The organism is Sphingomonas limnosediminicola (assembly GCF_039537965.1).
GTDB classification, from domain to species: Bacteria; Pseudomonadota; Alphaproteobacteria; order Sphingomonadales; family Sphingomonadaceae; genus Sphingomicrobium; species Sphingomicrobium limnosediminicola.
Genome location: NZ_BAABBM010000001.1, coordinates 2,075,999 through 2,090,843, shown reverse-complemented (window position 1 = coordinate 2,090,843; position 14,845 = coordinate 2,075,999). Strand labels below are relative to the sequence as shown.

Below are 14,845 nucleotides of genomic sequence, written 5' to 3'. Positions count from 1 at the left end.
GTTCAGACGAGGCCCAGATGAGCTCAGGGCCAAGAATCGCGATCGACGCCATGGGCGGCGACAGCGGGCCCGCGGCCATGGTCGCGGGCGCCGCGCGAGCGTTCCGGCGGGACAGCACGCTCCAGTTCCTCTTCTATGGCGACGAGCAGATCGTCGGCGCCGAGGTTGCGCGTCACCAGAACCTCAAAGGTGCGGTGACGATCGTACATTCACCCGAATCGATCGACGCCAGCGAGAAGCCGAGCCAGGCGATTCGCCGCGCCCGCACCACGTCGATGGGCATGGCGATCAACGCGGTGAAGGAAGAGAAAGCCGACGCGGCCGTTTCCGGCGGTAACACCGGCGCGCTGATGGCCATGGCGAAACTCGCGCTGCGGACCATGCCTGGCATCGACCGTCCCGCCCTTGCCGCCCTGCTGCCGACGCTAGGCGAGCAGGATTGCGTCATGCTCGACCTCGGCGCCAACACCGAGTGTGACGCGCAGAACCTCGTCCAGTTCGCTGTCATGGGCGCCGCCTACGCCCGCACCGTGCTCTCGATCTCCAAGCCGCGCGTGAAGCTGCTCAACATCGGCACCGAGGAACTGAAGGGCACCGACGAGCTGAAGGAAGCCGCCGCGCTGCTACGCGAGGCGACCGACTATCTGCCGTTCCGCTTCAACGGCTTCACCGAAGGCGACCAGCTGTCGCGCGGCGAACTTGACGTCGTGGTCACAGATGGATTCTCCGGCAACATCGCGTTGAAGACTGCCGAAGGCACAGCGCGCTTCGTCACGGACTTGCTGCGCCGCGCGTTCAAAAGCTCGCTTCGGTCGAAGGCGGGCTTCGCGCTGTCAAAGCCGGCGCTCAACCTTCTGAAGCATCACCTCGACCCGAACAACCATAATGGCGCAGTCTTCCTCGGCCTCAACGGCCTGGTGGTGAAGAGCCACGGCGGCGCCAATCCCAAGGGTGTCGCCAACGCGATCGGCGTCGCCTGCGGCATGGTCCGCAACGACATTCTCAGGAAGATCGGAGACGACCTCGACGATTTCCGCGCCCACGCTTTCGCCAATGAGGCCGCCCAGTGAGTTTGCATTCCGTTGTGGTCGGCGTTGGCAGTGCGCTGCCGAAGAAGAGGGTGACGAACGATGAGCTGGCACAGCGCGTCGACACCTCCGACCAGTGGATTGTGGAGCGCACCGGAATTCGCAGCCGCTACGTTGCCGGCGAGGGCGAGACGACCGCGACACTTGCAACCGCGGCGGCGCGCAAGGCGCTCGAGCATGCCGGCGTCGACGCCACCGACATCGAGCTGATCGTTCTTGCTACCGCGACCCCCGACCAGACCTTTCCGTCGTCGGCGACGAAGGTACAGGCCGCGCTCGGCATCAACGATTGCATCGCTTTCGACGTGCACGCCGTGTGCACCGGCTTCCTCTACGCGCTGTCCGTCGCCGATTCGATGCTTCGCTCGGGCAATGCCAAGAAGGCGCTGGTGATCGGCGCGGAAACGTTCAGCCGCATCCTCGACTGGGAAGACCGTACGACTTGCGTGCTGTTCGGCGATGGCGCCGGCGCGCTCGTGCTTAGCGCCGAGGAAACCGAGGGCGGCATCCTCGCCACGAAACTCCACGCCGACGGCCGCCACAACGATTTGTTGTTTGTCGACGGCGGTCCCTCGACCACCGGCACGGTCGGCAAGCTGCGCATGAAGGGCCGCGAGGTGTTTCGCCACGCCGTGGTCAATCTCGCCGACGTGCTCAACGAAGTTCTTGCCGCCGCGGGTCTCAGCTCGGCCGACGTCGACTGGGTCGTTCCGCACCAAGCGAATGCTCGGATCCTGGACGCGACTGCGCGCAAGCTCGGGCTTCCGGCGGAGAAGGTCGTCGTCACCGTCGACGAGCATGCAAATACGTCGGCGGCATCGGTTCCGCTTGCATTCGACACGGCGGTTCGCGACGGGCGAATCCAGCGCGGGGACCTTGTCGTCCTTGAAGCGATGGGTGGTGGCTTTACTTGGGGCGCTGCAGCGCTCAGATATTGAAAAAGTTCAAGAATTCGCAGATTGTCGAATTGCCGACGCTTTGCAATTTTGTTACGATAGTGAATCGACGTGGGGGCGCGTCGCATCAAAGGGCGGGAGAGAAATCATGGCCGATCTCGGGATCGCGCGGATCAATAACGAAGCAGATTCGGGGAGCACTCTGACGCGCGCCGATCTGGCCGACGTCGTTCATCGCAAGCTGGGACTGTCACGCGCCGAAAGCGCGAGCCTGGTGGAGCGCGTTCTCCATCACATGTGCCATTCGCTCGCTGACGGCGCAAACGTAAAGATCTCCGGATTCGGTACCTTCATCCTGCGCGACAAGGGTGAGCGCGTGGGCCGCAACCCGAAGACCGGCATTGAAGTGCCGATCGCGCCGCGCCGCGTGATGACCTTCCGCGCCAGCCAGATCATGCGCGACCGGATCGCCCGGTAACAACAGTCGTGGCGACGGTCGAAAAGGCACCGGGCGCCCTCAAGACCATCGGCGAATTGTCGCATGAGCTGGGCGTCGCCCAGCACATCCTGCGCTATTGGGAAACCAAGTTTCCGCAGCTGAAACCGATGCAGCGCGCGGGCAACCGCCGATATTACCGCCCCGCCGACGTCGATCTGGCGCGGCGCATTAACCGCTTGCTCAATGAGGAAGGCTACACCGTCCGCGGCGTCCAGAAGTTGTTGCGGGAGCGTGGTGGCATGCCCAGTGAATTGCCCGTGAGTGGTGGAATTCCGATTCCGCCGCGCGAACCCGACGAGCAGCCGGAAGCGCGCGAGCCGGTGATGGCGCCGGTCACCAAGAGCGTGGAGGCGGTCGGCGTCGACGTCTTCCGCCTGATCGCCCTGCGCAACCGCCTCGCCGAGGCGCTCGACGACTAATCGAGCTCGCGGGGCAGGATCAGCTCCTCGACCGTCCCGTCACCCGGTCCGACTTCGATCCATTGATCGACGGGCAGCTCAATTTCGACCAACGCCGCCGTCGGCAGTCCCTCTTCGACTTTGTGGCGCAAATCGTCGTCATCCGCTGTGAGCGTGATCGCGAGCCGTTCGAGCCCTGGATTGTGGCCGACAATCAAGGCGCGCTCCGCGTCCGCCGGAAGTGCGCGAACGATTCTAAGCAATTCATCGCTGCTCGCCAAATACACGCGCTGGTCGAAATGGACCGGAAACAGAAAATCCCCATATGTCTCTTCGAGTCCGTCCAGCGTCTCGCGCACCCGGGCCGCCGTGCTCGCAATCGCGACATCGAAATGGATCTTGCGGTGCTTGAGCGCTTTCCCCATCCGCCGCGCGGCCTTCCAGCCGCGATCGTTGAGCGGGCGGTCGAAGTCGTCGGCGTCGGGCTCATCCCAGCTCGACTTGGCGTGGCGCAGCAGCGTCAGTCGCTTCATTCGACGATCTCTTCGATCGGCCGGCGGAGCATCTCGCCGCTGAGCCTTAGCTGCACGCGCGCGATCGCCACATCCAGCGACATGCGGTTGACCGCGACACCCGGCGGGAACGCAGTCAGCAGTCGCGACGGCACTGCCGCCGACAGGACTACGAACAGCCCGCAATCACCCTGACGCCGAATCAGGCGCCCGAAGGCCTGCGCCAGACGCGCGCGGACGGCCCGATCGTCATAAGCACTTCCGCCGCCGGCCATTCGCCGCGCTGCGTGGAGCACGGTCGGCCGCGGCCAGGGCACGCGCTCCATCACCACCAGCCGCAGCGATTCGCCCGGCACGTCGACGCCGTCGCGCAGCGCATCCGTGCCGAGCAATGAGGCACGCGGATCGTCGCGGAAGATGTCGACCAACGTTCCCGCGTCGATCGGATCCACATGCTGGGCGAGCAACGGCAACCCCTCGCGCGCCAACCGATCGGCGATCCGCGCGTGCACGGCTTTCAGACGCTGGATCGCCGTGAACAGCCCGAGCGTCCCGCCACCCGACGCTTCGATCAAACGCGCATAGGCGCCCGACAGCGCGGCGATGTCGCCCTGCTTCACATCGGTGACGATCAGCACTTCCGAACAGGCCGCATAATCGAACGGGCTTTTCGCCTCGAAATGCGTCGCCGCCGCGGGCAAGTGAAGCGCACCTGTTCGTGCTTCGGCGGCTGGCCAACCCTCGCCACCCCGCAGCGTCGCCGACGTCACCAGCACCCCGTCAGCCGGCGCCAGCACCGCACGCGCGAGCGGCTTGGTCGGGTCGAGCCAACGGCGATGAATGGCGATGTCATATTCGCGCCCGTCGACACGATCGACCGCCAGCCAGTCGACGAATTCCGGATCGGCCTCACCGCCGATGCGCGCCAGCAATGCAATCCAAGCCGACAGCAATTCACGCCGCCATGACAGGCCGTTGATCGCGCCTTCGACCCGCGCACGCGCCTGGGAATCGAGCCAGTCCGGCGCATCTTCGATCACGGCTTCCAATCGACGGGACAAAGCGGCGAGCGGCTTGTTCAAGCTTTCGAGCACCTCGGCCGCGCCCGCCGCCGCCGACACCAGGGCCCCGTCGGGCTCGGCCAGCTCGGTCTCGAGACCGTAGCCCGCCTCCTGCGCCTTGGCCCGGGCGTAGACCATGCCGCGAACCTCGGCGAGCAGCGCTTCGATCTGGCCGAACGGCGCGCCCTCGGCCAGCCGCTGCAGCCAACCGTCGGACGCCAGCGCCTTCGCCGCCTCCACCGCCGCATCGAGCGCCAACGCACCTTCTTCGTCGTACGAAGCGACGTCCATCAGCCGCGCCGCCAGCCCGCGCCGCCGCCCGCGCGACCGGCTTTCCGGGCCGACGATCCAGCGCCGAAGCTCGATCGCCTCCTGCCCGCCGAACGTCACCGCGAAGGTCGAATCCGCAGCGTCGAACAGGTGATGTCCCTCATCGAACAGGATGCGTCCCGGCGCGCCCTCGCGAGCGCGGGCAGCATTGACCATCACCAGCGCGTGATTGGCGATGACGATGTCCGCCTCGCGACTCGCCCGTTCCGCCTTCTCGATGAAACAGCGGCGATAATGCGGGCATCCGGCATAGACGCACTCGCCGCGCCGGTCGGTCAGCGCGGCCGCGCCCGCCCGCCGGAACAGGCTCGGCAGCCAGCCCGGCAGGTCGCCACCGACCATGTCGCCGTCCTTGCTATAAGCCGCCCAGCGCCCGACGAGCTGCGCGAGCACCGCCGCGCGCCCGGCGAACGCGCCCTGAAGCGCATCTTCCAGATTGAGCAGGCAAAGGTAGTTCTCTCGCCCCTTGCGGACGACGATTCGCCGCGCGCGCTCCGCCGGATCGGCGATGATCTTCGGCCCCTCGGCGTCGAGCTGCCGCTGCAGCGCCTTGGTGAACGTCGAAACCCAGGCCGTGCCGCCCGACTGTTCCGCCCACAATGACGCGGGCGCCAGGTAGGCGAGCGTCTTGCCGATCCCCGTCCCCGCCTCGGCGAGCAGGAGGTTAGGCGCGTCCTTCATCCGCTTGGGCGCGAACACGCCCGCCACCGCCTCGGTCATTGCCCGCTGCCCTTCGCGAGACTCCGCGCGGCCGGTCAGCCGGTCGAGCTTCTCGCGGGCTTCGCCCGGCCGAAGCGTCACATGCCGGGGCGGCGGACGCTCGGCGGCTTCCTCCCATTGCTTGAGCCGGGCGAACAGCATTCGCTCACCGCGTTCAGGCCGTTCGAGCCGGGCGCCGATCAGCGGCGCCCAGCCCCAGCCGAGCCGGTGCAGAGTCGCGTTCGACGTCCAGGCGCCCTCGCGCTGCTCCCACGTCGGATCGGCGAGCGTTTCGAACAGGCATTCTGCAATTTCCGAGAGCTTCGCAGCCGCATCCGTTTCGCTTTTCGGCGGCTCCAGCCCCAGCGTCCGGCTCAGTCCCGACGCCGTCGGAACCGCAAACCGCGCCGGGTGAATGAACGCAAACAGCTCCAGCAGGTCGAGACCGGATAGCTCCGGATAGCCGAGCCGCTGACCCACCAGCGGCGCGTTGAGGATGATGTGCGGCGTCTCCGCCGCTCGCGCGATCGCCTCGCCCCGGCTCGCCTCGCGCACCTCGCCGCTGCCGTCCGCCAGCCAGATGCCGGCATGGGTCGCGTGAAGTGCGGGAAGGAGGCGCGTCATGGACAATGCTTGTACACCTTACGTTCCGTCAGACCACGAAGAATCCCCGCACTCGCATGGCCGATTTGGCGGCGACGCCAAGACTCCCTAGAGCCCAGCCAGAAGGAGAAATCGGATATGCCGGACCGCTATCACGGCTACAATGCGTCCGTCGGCTACACCGCCCATTTCTTTCCGGAGATGGCGCCGGACCTGCTGGACTTCTGCATTCGCGAGCAGAGATTCGAGCCCCAGCGGAGTAGTGAACGGTCCTATCGCTATCTGGACCTGGGTTGTGGCCAGGGATTCCACCTTTGTTTACTCGCCGCCGCCAATCCTGAAGCCGAATTCGTCGGCGTTGATTTCCAGGACGATCACATCGCGCACGGCCGGGAGCTAGCGAACGCTGGCGGCCTTGCGAACGTCCGCTTCCTCCAAGCCGATTTCCTCGATCTCGCGGCGGCTTGGCCGGCAGAGCTCGGCACCTTCGACTATGTCGCCTTGCAGGGTATTCTCAGCTGGATCTCGCCCCAGCTTCGTGACGCAGTGTTCCAGTGTGTAGCGCATGCCAGCGGGCCGGGCACGCTTTCGGTTTTCGGATACAACTCGCAGCCCGGATGGCTGAGCGTTACCCCATTCCAACATATCGCTAATCAGTTCGGCAAGACCGCCAATCCGGAAACCGCGCTTCGTGGCGCGATCACGATGTTCCAGCGGCTAAGGCAGCTCAAGGCGCCTCTTCTTGAGCAACTCCCGCGCTTCAAGGGGCATCTCGACACGATCACGACAAAGTCGACCAGCTATTTGGCGCACGAATATCTGACCGACAATTGGACGGCGCTTTGGCATTCGAGCGTGGCACGGGACCTGGAGAGCGTGAGCCTCACCTATTTGGGAACCGCTTCGATCGCCGAGACCATGCTCCCCTATTCCCTTGCCCCGGAGCTGCGCGACATCATCCTCCAGCAACCGCCCGGCCCACTCCGGCAGGATGTGCAGGACATCGTGATCGATCAGTCGTTCCGGCGCGATATTTTCTGCCGCGACCCGCGGCCCTCGGATTCTGCCAGCGCAAGGGTCGGAGCAACTCCGATCTATCTGTTCTCACCACCGGTCGACGGCGAGCTTGTCCGCTTCACGACCAAGTTCGGTGAGCTGACCATCAGTTATGCCGGGATCGCCGACATCCTGGCCGCCGTTGCTGACGGCCCGAAGTCATTTGCCGAGCTTGTGGCTCTCGAGAATCCTGTCCGGCCGCACACACGAAGCATCCTGCTTTCGATGCTTCATTCGGGCATCCTCGTTGTCGGGAAGGACGCCTCAGCATCTGCAAAGACTGCTCAGCGTTTCAATGGCGCAATCGCGCGTTCGGCGGCCGCGGGAATAACCTACGAGTACGTTGCCGCGGCGGCTCTTGGGTCTGGCATCCCAGTTTCCGAACTGGAACTGTTGTTGCTTGACACTTGGCTCTCGTCAGACGGCGAAATCGATCAGGCCGCCCTTGTCCACGGCGTTGCGAACCGGCTGAGAGCTCTGGGGAGGCAGCTTCATTTCCGCGGGAACACGATTGCGGACGACCAGCTAGAATCACAGATTGCGCATTTGGGCCAAATGTTCTTCGAGCGGGCACTTCCGCTGTGGCGACGCCTCGGTGTGCTCGAATAATCGACGTATGCATGGCGCGTCAGCGGAGGCGACGGTTACCGGCTGAGCACGTCGATCAGCAGCTTTTTCACTCGGGCCACCAGCTCCGGCGTGCGCCGGCCCAAGATGCCCTTGCCTGCTTCCGGCAAATGCGCAACCGGATCGCCGTTCGCGCCGAAGATGTAGTGGTCGAACAACACGCGCCACGCCGCCAGCTCCTTCGGCCCCAGGTTCTTCATCGTGATCACCGAATGATAGAGCGCGTTGAGCGGCGTCAGCAGCGGCGGCTCCGCGTCGCGCCACCAGAAATTGATCATTGCCGCAAGGTCGTCGAGCGACGCCACGGCGTGCCACCAGAGGCTGGGGATATAGAGCGCGTCCCCCGGGCCGAGCTCCGCCGTCATCGCGGCCTCCATCGCCCTCGCGAACTTCGGGTGCCGACCTAAGTCGGGGTTGTCGACATCGACCAGGCTGATCGGCTGCCCTGCCAGTGTGAAGTCGAGTGGCCCGACGTAAAGGTTCGCCACCTGCTCGGTCGGGAACAGCGTGAAGCGCCGCCGTCCGGCGACCACGCAGGCGAGGTTCTGCGGCAGGTCCCAATGCGCCGCCGTCCGCGTCCGGTTGCCCAACCACAGCGAGATCAAGGTCGCCCGCTCCATGTCGAGCATCGGCACTGCGATCCCCGGCAGCAGGTCCGGCAAATGCTTTCGGATCGGAATTCCACCGGCGTACATCGAATATGGCTGCTCGCTTCCGCGCTGTCGCAGCAGTAGCTCGAGAAGCTGATCCACCGTGGCCAGGCGCCGCTCATGATTGAAGCCCGCAAAATCGTCGGTGTAGCCGAACTGCCCTTCGATCTCCGGCGCGCCGAACCAGGCTTCGAAGGGTTCTTTGGTGGCTGCGCCGCGCAACGCCTCCGCGACCTCGCCCTTCTTCGCGGCCCGGACGATCGGCCAACCCGTCACCAGACCGCGAATGACGGCAGGCTCGCCCTTCGCGACGATTTCCCGTTCGAAGCGTTCGCGCTCCATCGGCTCATGTTCGGCGATCGGCCGCATGCCCTTCGGCTAGCAGTCCACCCGCCCCTTCGCTAGGACGCGCGCCCATGACCGCATCCGAAGAAATCCGCGCCGCCGCCCAAACGTCCAAGGCCTGGCCCTATGAGGAGGCGCGCAAGCTTCTCAAGCGCTGGCCGGACGGCAAGGCCGCCGGCGACCCGGTCATTTTCGAGACCGGCTACGGTCCGTCGGGCCTGCCGCACATCGGCACCTTCAACGAAGTCGCCCGCACGACCTTCGTGCGCCGGGCTTACGAGGAATTGACGAGCAATCCGACGCGGCTGATCGCCTTTAGCGACGACATGGACGGGCTGCGAAAGGTCCCTGACAACGTGCCGGAGCAGGAGATGCTGGCCAAGCATCTCGGCAAGCCGCTGACGAAGATCCCCGATCCGTTCGGCACGCACGAAAGCTTTGCGCACCATAACAATGCGATGCTGCGGTCATTCCTCGACCGCTTCGGCTTCGACTATGAATTCCTGTCGGCGACCGACTGCTACACCTCGGGCCAATTCGACGACGTGATCCGCAAGGTGCTGCGCGGCTGGGACGGCATCATGGGCGTCATGCTGCCGACGCTGCGCGAGGATCGCCGCAAGACCTATTCGCCGATCCTTCCGATCTCGCCGAGCACCGGCCGCGTACTCCAAGTGCCGGTCGACGTCATCGACGCCGAAGCCGGGCTGATCGCATTCGACGATGAAGACGGCGCCCGCATCCAGCAATCCGCGTTCGGCGGCGCTGCGAAGCTACAGTGGAAGGTCGACTGGGCTGCGCGCTGGGTCGCGCTCGGTGTCGACTATGAAATGGCCGGCAAGGATTTGATCGACAGCGTCGTCCAGTCCGGCAAGATCGCGCGCATCCTCGGCGGCCGCCCGCCCGAAGGCTTCAACTATGAGATGTTCCTCGACGAAAAGGGCGAGAAGATCTCCAAGTCCAAGGGCAACGGCCTCAGCCTGGAGGAATGGCTGCGCTACGGCAGCGAGCCTAGCCTCGCCTTTTACATCTATCGCGAACCGCGGAAGGCGAAGAGCCTGCACATCGGTCTCATCCCGCGCGCGGTCGACGAATATTTGCAGTTCCGGGGCAATTACCCGAACCAGCCGATCGAGCAGAAGCTCGGCAATCCGGTCCACCACGTCCACGGCGGCAAGGTGCCGACGGCGACGCTTCCGCTGACCTACGGGCTGCTGCTCAACCTCGTCAGCCTGCCGGGCGTCGCCGACAAGGAAACGGCGTGGAAGTTCGTCCAGCGCTATGCGCCCGGCACCTCGCCCACGAGCGAGCCCGAACTCGACGAGCTTATCGGCCTAGCCGTCAATTACGCCCGCGACTTTGTGGTGCCGACCCTGAAGCGGCGGCCCCCAAGCGCGGTGGAAGCCGAAGCCTTGCGCGACCTCGACAATGAGCTCGCCGGGCTCCCGGCCGAGGCCGACGGCGAGGTGATCCAGAACGCCGTGTTCGAGGTCGGTAAGCGCCATCCGTTCGAAAGCCTGCGCGGCTGGTTCGGAGCGCTTTACGAAACCCTGCTCGGGTCCACCCAAGGACCGCGCATGGGCAGCTTCATCGCACTCTATGGTATCGACAACAGCCGCCGCCTGATTGCGGAAGCGCTGGAGAGCGTCCCCGCCTAGGGCGAAAAGGCCGACGCGTGCCCGAAGATGGACGCGGACCCGTCCGGCACCTTGATGATCACGGCTCTCGCCTGCCGCTGAACCGGCTTGGCCTTCGCCGAGCGCTCCTGCGGGCAATCCTTGTCGGCATGCTGGCCGCCCGCGACAGCGCCTTGCCGGGCAGTCGCCGGCGGAACCCAGAAGAGCGCCGCGAGGACGAGCAGGTTGCGCATCAGCTTCAACATCTGGCTTCTCCTCGCGCCGAATATACACCCGGCGCGCGTCCCATTTTCCGCAATTCACCTCTTTCCATTGCCAGAATTTGGCACGCCTAACGGGCGCGCAGCTTGTCCGAATGGACGGGCTCTGCCGGCACCTCCGTCGCGTCGAGGCGCACCGCTTCGTCGTGGCTCAGCCCCGCCTTCTCGAGTGCGACGACCAAGGCCTGCTTCGGATCGGCCTGGATGTCGGGTGCGACGCCATCGCCTTCCCAGTCCTTCCCGGTCTTGATGTCGAACGTCCGGCCGACCGGCATCCACACCGCGAAATGATCGTTGAGCGGCGCCGGTCCGCCGAAATGGTTGGCGCCTGCCGTCGCTTCACCGATCAGGGTCGCGCGCCCGCTCGACTTCATCGCCAGCGAAAAATGTTCGCCGGCCGACGCCGTCTTATTCGACACCAGCAGAAGGACGGTGGACTTGCGCAGCGGCGTGTCCGCCCCCGGCGATGCGTAATGCGTTGCCGTGATGTGTTCGGCATCCTTCACGAACTCGAGCGACGGCGCTTCGCCAAAAGGCGACCCGAACTTGTCGTAGATCGATCGCGCCATCTGCATCCGCACCAGCGGCGTCTTCTTCGCGAATAGGTAGGGGAAGATGACGTCCATCTCGCCCAGACGCCCGCCATGATGGTTGCGCAGGTCGAAGATGATCGTCTTCGCGCTGCTGTGCTCGCTCATGAACTTCTGGACGTCGGCGATTTCCTCGTCGGTCGACATGAAGGCGGTCGGGCGGATGTAGGCGATGCCCGGCGCAATCCATTTTGCCGACTGGATGAGGGGCGGGAAATCCTTCGGCAGGCCACCGTTGCCGCCGCCTTGCTCCTCTGGCTCGGCGACCATGACATGCAGGTGGCCGTCCTTGTGCACCGCCAGCAAATCGTCGGTCATGCGCTTGGCGACGTCGCTGCGCGTGCCGCTGTCGTAGCGCCCGGCGGCGGCATTCTTGCGAAGCATGGCCGCATAGGCGTCGGCCTGCTGGCGAAACACGAACGTGGCGACCAGCTCATCCGCCAGCTTGAGGGCAACGGCGCGTCCCTCGCCCGCGGTAACCGGCGCCGCTGCCGGGGTGGCCGGGGAGACAGCACCAGCAGCGGGCGCCGGCGCGGCAGCCTGCGCGATCAGAGGGAAAGCCGACACGCTGGCCGCCAGGATTGCGATAAGTGAAACACGCACAGGTTGCACTCCACTGTATGGTTTATGTAACACACTAACAGTAATCACCGCCTGTTGCGCGCAAAGTTGATGCGCTCCGTGCCAGAATTTGGCACGTTGGCGCGGATGCTCGACCGTTTCGACCTCGCCTTGCTCAATCTCGTCCAGCGCGACGATTCCCGCACGGCCGATTCACTGGCCGAGGACGTGCCGCTGTCGCCCTCCGCTATTGCCCGCCGCTTGCGGCGCCTGCGCAGCCAGGGCTGGATCGCCCGCACCCTCGCCCTGCTTGGTCCGCGCCTCACCCAGAACCGGTTGCGCGCGATCGTCCTCGTCCAGCTTAGCGAACATGCCGACCGCCAGGGAAAGGCGGCGCTGGAAAAGCGTCTGCACGCCGCGGACGAAGTGCAATTCTGCTACGAAATCGCCGGCCCACACGACTTCGTCCTGCTGTTCGATTGCGCCAGCATGGACGACTTCAACAGCTGCGCTGAAGACCTGCTGGCGTCGACTCCAACCGTCCGCCGCTACGAAACCCACTTCGTGAAGCGGGAGGTTAAATTCGACCCTTTCGTCGAGTTACAAACATAAGCTGCCGGACGCTCGTCTTCGGGCATTGGTCGCCCGTCGCCTGGCTGCACTCAGCTCTATTGGAAGTCGTTACGCAAGCGTCGCAAGTTCAGCTACGCGGCAGGCTCTTATCCATGATAGGAACGACATAGGCCCGGTTTTCAAAACCGCGGCGCAGGAAAGGAAGTGGCCAAATGGTCGCCGTGGCGGCGTCGAACGCGGAGTTCACGCAGAGCGATAAGCCGCTGCCGCACCGGGAACGCGCCAAACGCATTCTCGCGACCCATCCCGACGTGCGCCGGCTTTTCGGACGCGACCGCTGGTCGGCACTGTGGACCGTGCTGCTGGTCGCCTTGCAGGTCGGTATCGGCATCGGGCTGGCGCTTCTCAAGGCGCCGTGGTGGGCGATCGTCGCCGCCGCCTATGCCTTCGGCGCATTCCCCAATCATGCGCTCTTCGTGCTGATCCACGACTACACGCACAACATGGTGTTCAAGACGGCGAGAGCGAACCGGCTGGGCTCGATCCTCGCCAATGTCCCGATCGTTTTTCCGGCGGCGATGGGCTTTCGCAGCCATCACCTTCTGCATCACAAATATCTTGGCATCCCGGGCCTTGACGCCGACGTACCGGCACCGAACGAAGCACGCTGGGTGGGTAATAGCCCGTACCGCAAGACACTGTGGCTAAGCATGTACTGGGCGGTTCAGGCTGTCCTCCGGCCACGCACCGTGAAGGCCATCAGCACCATCGACAAATGGGTGATGTTCAATGCCGTCGCGATGGTCGCGGCGATGGCGCCTATCGTCTGGTTCTTCGGCTGGTGGCCGGTCGCTTACCTGTTCCTGTCGACGATGTTCTCGCTGGGCGTGCACCCGGTCGGCGCCAGATCGATCCAGGAGCATTACGTCTTCAGCGAGGGGCAGGAGACCTATTCATACTACGGGCCGCTGAACAAACTGTCGTTCAACATGGGGTACCACAACGAGCACCATGACTTCCCCCATGTGCCATGGTCCCGTCTTCCCGCCGTGCGCGCGGCTGCGCCGGAATTCTACAATGATCTATATTACCATCGGTCATGGAGCAGGCTGCTCCTCCACATCCTCTTCAGCCGCAAGTTCAGGCTGCACAACCGGATCGTGCGGCCGATGCCGGAGCGCATGAAGGGCGTCATCGAAGCCTGATTCCTCGCGCATATTAATCGTCGCTCCGGTTCGATATTCAGCACGCAATCATGGCGGTGAGACAGATCGCCAATAGTTGTGAGCAGACGATTCAACGGCTCGGAAGAAACGTGAAAAGCCCTTGCAAATAAAGAATGTCGTAGGGAATCAGGGCCTGGTGTGGTATACAAGCGCATCGCTCGGATGGTTACCGTTGTAGGCCTGCGCGACTGAGAGACCGACTGTGCTCCCGCTTACGAGACGGGAGCGTATATGGATCTCAATTACCTCTACCATCGTCATCAGATTTCGTTGTTCATGGCGGACCACGCCAAGTGCGACCAATCGCGCCGCGCTCACCGCGGCCTGGCCGATGGCTATGCCCTGCGAATTTCCCAGCGCCGCCTGACGGCTGGCTTGGCAGGCGCCGCGTGATGGAATCGCCGACGCGCAATGAAACTGCGAACGAGCTTCGCGAGCAGGCTTCCTCCTTCCGAAGACTGGCCCGACGGGCGCGCACCGATGGCGGCTCGATCGCCCTGAAGGCTGCGGCGGATCAGTTCGATCACGACGCACGCCGCATCGATCCATCGAGCCAGAGGCGCTGGAACCTTGGAGAGCAAAAATGACGGCCGGCGCTTCTAACGAAATCGATCAGGCGGAGCTCGATCGCTACGAGATCGTCCGTGTCCCCGCCGAAGTCTTCCTGTGGGGAGGTTATCGCTATTCGAACGCGCGGGATGCGCTCGCGGCAGCCAGGCGGAACGCGAAATGACGGGCCGGTCCATCCACCTGTCGATGAAGCAGGACGAGGTCGTCGCTCGGTGCCTGAAGGAAAAGATCAACGTTTCCACGATCGAGCGGCTTTCGAGCGGCGGCGTCCGGCTCGTCTGCAGCAGCAGCAGTGGTGCTGACCGCATCCGGCAATTGCTCAAGTCCAAGATCATCAGCGGCGAGGTCGTGCGTGAGAGGCATCGTCCGAAAGGGCCGATCTGGTGATCGCCAAGAATTCCGCTGCGCCGACGCGCAAGCCCGTTGTGAGGAACGCTCATGAAGATTGAAGGCAGCGTGCGATCCAATCTGCTTGCGGCAATCGCCAGCTCACGCCGCTTGCGCGGTCAACGCGTGCATCGCGACACTCTCAAGCATTGGCAGCAGATCGCCGAGCACGCGGGTCGTGTCTCGATGCATGGCGAGGCGGTCACGGACCTCGTCGCCGAGCTCAACGCGGAACTTGCTCATGCCGTCGCGGCCTGACCCTTCTGCGCCGTGAGCT

General features: G+C 64.5%; 18 protein-coding genes. 13 read left to right on the top strand and 5 right to left on the bottom strand.

What is annotated here, in order from left to right:
- Positions 1 to 17 precede the first annotated feature (17 nt).
- The 4 genes from plsX (at position 18) to ABD704_RS10615 (ending at position 2,902) form a co-directional block, all read left to right on the top strand.
- Entirely contained in the window at positions 18 to 1,070 is a 1,053-nt protein-coding gene (gene plsX / locus ABD704_RS10630; protein WP_344699655.1) for a phosphate acyltransferase PlsX, read from the top strand.
- Positions 1,067 to 2,026, top strand: a complete 960-nt coding sequence (locus ABD704_RS10625) for a beta-ketoacyl-ACP synthase III (protein WP_344699654.1) — start codon at positions 1,067 to 1,069, stop codon at positions 2,024 to 2,026. Before plsX ends, ABD704_RS10625 begins: the two co-directional genes overlap by 4 nt.
- A gap of 106 nt (positions 2,027 to 2,132) precedes the next feature.
- A complete protein-coding gene (locus ABD704_RS10620) occupies positions 2,133 to 2,462 on the top strand; it encodes an integration host factor subunit alpha (protein WP_344699653.1) in 330 nt (109 codons plus the stop codon).
- A gap of 8 nt (positions 2,463 to 2,470) precedes the next feature.
- Positions 2,471 to 2,902, top strand: coding sequence for a MerR family transcriptional regulator (locus ABD704_RS10615; protein WP_344699652.1), 432 nt, complete (start codon positions 2,471 to 2,473; stop codon positions 2,900 to 2,902).
- Here ABD704_RS10615 and ABD704_RS10610 read toward each other — a convergent pair.
- The gene (locus ABD704_RS10610; RefSeq protein WP_344699651.1) at positions 2,899 to 3,414 is read right to left on the bottom strand and encodes a SixA phosphatase family protein; all 516 of its coding nucleotides are present in this window, start codon (positions 3,412 to 3,414) and stop codon (positions 2,899 to 2,901) included. The two genes, ABD704_RS10615 and ABD704_RS10610, sit on opposite strands and share 4 nt — an antisense overlap.
- Complete coding sequence (locus ABD704_RS10605) at positions 3,411 to 6,107, bottom strand: ATP-dependent DNA helicase (RefSeq protein WP_344699650.1); 2,697 nt, start codon at positions 6,105 to 6,107, stop codon at positions 3,411 to 3,413. The genes ABD704_RS10610 and ABD704_RS10605 overlap by 4 nt, the downstream gene beginning before the upstream one ends.
- Positions 6,108 to 6,224: 117 nt before the next feature.
- Here ABD704_RS10605 and ABD704_RS10600 point away from each other — a divergent pair, with 117 nt between their 5' ends.
- Entirely contained in the window at positions 6,225 to 7,751 is a 1,527-nt protein-coding gene (locus ABD704_RS10600; protein WP_344699649.1) for a methyltransferase regulatory domain-containing protein, read from the top strand.
- Positions 7,752 to 7,786: 35 nt separating this feature from the next.
- Here the strand turns inward: ABD704_RS10600 and ABD704_RS10595 are convergent, their stop codons facing one another.
- Positions 7,787 to 8,788: a cupin-like domain-containing protein gene (locus ABD704_RS10595; protein ID WP_344699648.1), complete on the bottom strand. Its 1,002-nt coding sequence runs from the start codon at positions 8,786 to 8,788 to the stop codon at positions 7,787 to 7,789.
- 47 nt (positions 8,789 to 8,835) lie between these two features.
- Between ABD704_RS10595 and ABD704_RS10590 the strand changes: the two genes are divergently transcribed.
- A complete protein-coding gene (locus ABD704_RS10590; protein WP_344699647.1) occupies positions 8,836 to 10,422 on the top strand; it encodes a lysine--tRNA ligase in 1,587 nt (528 codons plus the stop codon).
- Here the strand turns inward: ABD704_RS10590 and ABD704_RS10585 are convergent.
- Positions 10,419 to 10,646 (bottom strand): hypothetical protein, encoded by a 228-nt coding sequence (locus ABD704_RS10585; protein WP_344699646.1) that lies wholly within the window; start codon positions 10,644 to 10,646, stop codon positions 10,419 to 10,421. The genes ABD704_RS10590 and ABD704_RS10585 overlap by 4 nt on opposite strands.
- An 86-nt stretch (positions 10,647 to 10,732) precedes the next feature.
- Positions 10,733 to 11,854, bottom strand: a complete 1,122-nt coding sequence (locus ABD704_RS10580) for a S41 family peptidase (protein WP_344699645.1) — start codon at positions 11,852 to 11,854, stop codon at positions 10,733 to 10,735.
- Positions 11,855 to 11,923: 69 nt separating this feature from the next.
- On the opposite strand from ABD704_RS10580, the gene ABD704_RS10575 reads away from it, so the two are divergent.
- The 7 genes from ABD704_RS10575 to ABD704_RS10545 all read left to right on the top strand — a co-directional run bounded on the left by ABD704_RS10575 (position 11,924) and on the right by ABD704_RS10545 (position 14,826).
- Positions 11,924 to 12,424 (top strand): Lrp/AsnC family transcriptional regulator, encoded by a 501-nt coding sequence (locus tag ABD704_RS10575; protein WP_344699644.1) that lies wholly within the window; start codon positions 11,924 to 11,926, stop codon positions 12,422 to 12,424.
- A 173-nt stretch (positions 12,425 to 12,597) separates the two neighbouring features.
- Positions 12,598 to 13,590 carry a fatty acid desaturase gene (locus ABD704_RS10570; protein WP_344699643.1) on the top strand — a complete coding sequence of 331 codons (993 nt, stop codon included), beginning with the start codon at positions 12,598 to 12,600 and terminating at the stop codon, positions 13,588 to 13,590.
- 252 nt (positions 13,591 to 13,842) lie between these two features.
- On the top strand, positions 13,843 to 14,004 hold the full coding sequence (locus ABD704_RS10565; protein ID WP_344699642.1) for a hypothetical protein: 162 nt from the start codon (positions 13,843 to 13,845) through the stop codon (positions 14,002 to 14,004).
- Entirely contained in the window at positions 14,004 to 14,198 is a 195-nt protein-coding gene (locus ABD704_RS10560; RefSeq protein ID WP_344699641.1) for a hypothetical protein, read from the top strand. The genes ABD704_RS10565 and ABD704_RS10560 overlap by 1 nt, the downstream gene beginning before the upstream one ends.
- Positions 14,195 to 14,344, top strand: coding sequence for a hypothetical protein (locus ABD704_RS10555; RefSeq protein ID WP_344699640.1), 150 nt, complete (start codon positions 14,195 to 14,197; stop codon positions 14,342 to 14,344). The genes ABD704_RS10560 and ABD704_RS10555 overlap by 4 nt, the downstream gene beginning before the upstream one ends.
- Positions 14,341 to 14,568 (top strand): hypothetical protein, encoded by a 228-nt coding sequence (locus tag ABD704_RS10550; protein WP_344699639.1) that lies wholly within the window; start codon positions 14,341 to 14,343, stop codon positions 14,566 to 14,568. The genes ABD704_RS10555 and ABD704_RS10550 overlap by 4 nt, the downstream gene beginning before the upstream one ends.
- Before the next feature lie 51 nt (positions 14,569 to 14,619).
- Positions 14,620 to 14,826 (top strand): hypothetical protein, encoded by a 207-nt coding sequence (locus ABD704_RS10545; protein WP_344699638.1) that lies wholly within the window; start codon positions 14,620 to 14,622, stop codon positions 14,824 to 14,826.
- Positions 14,827 to 14,845: the final 19 nt, after the last annotated feature.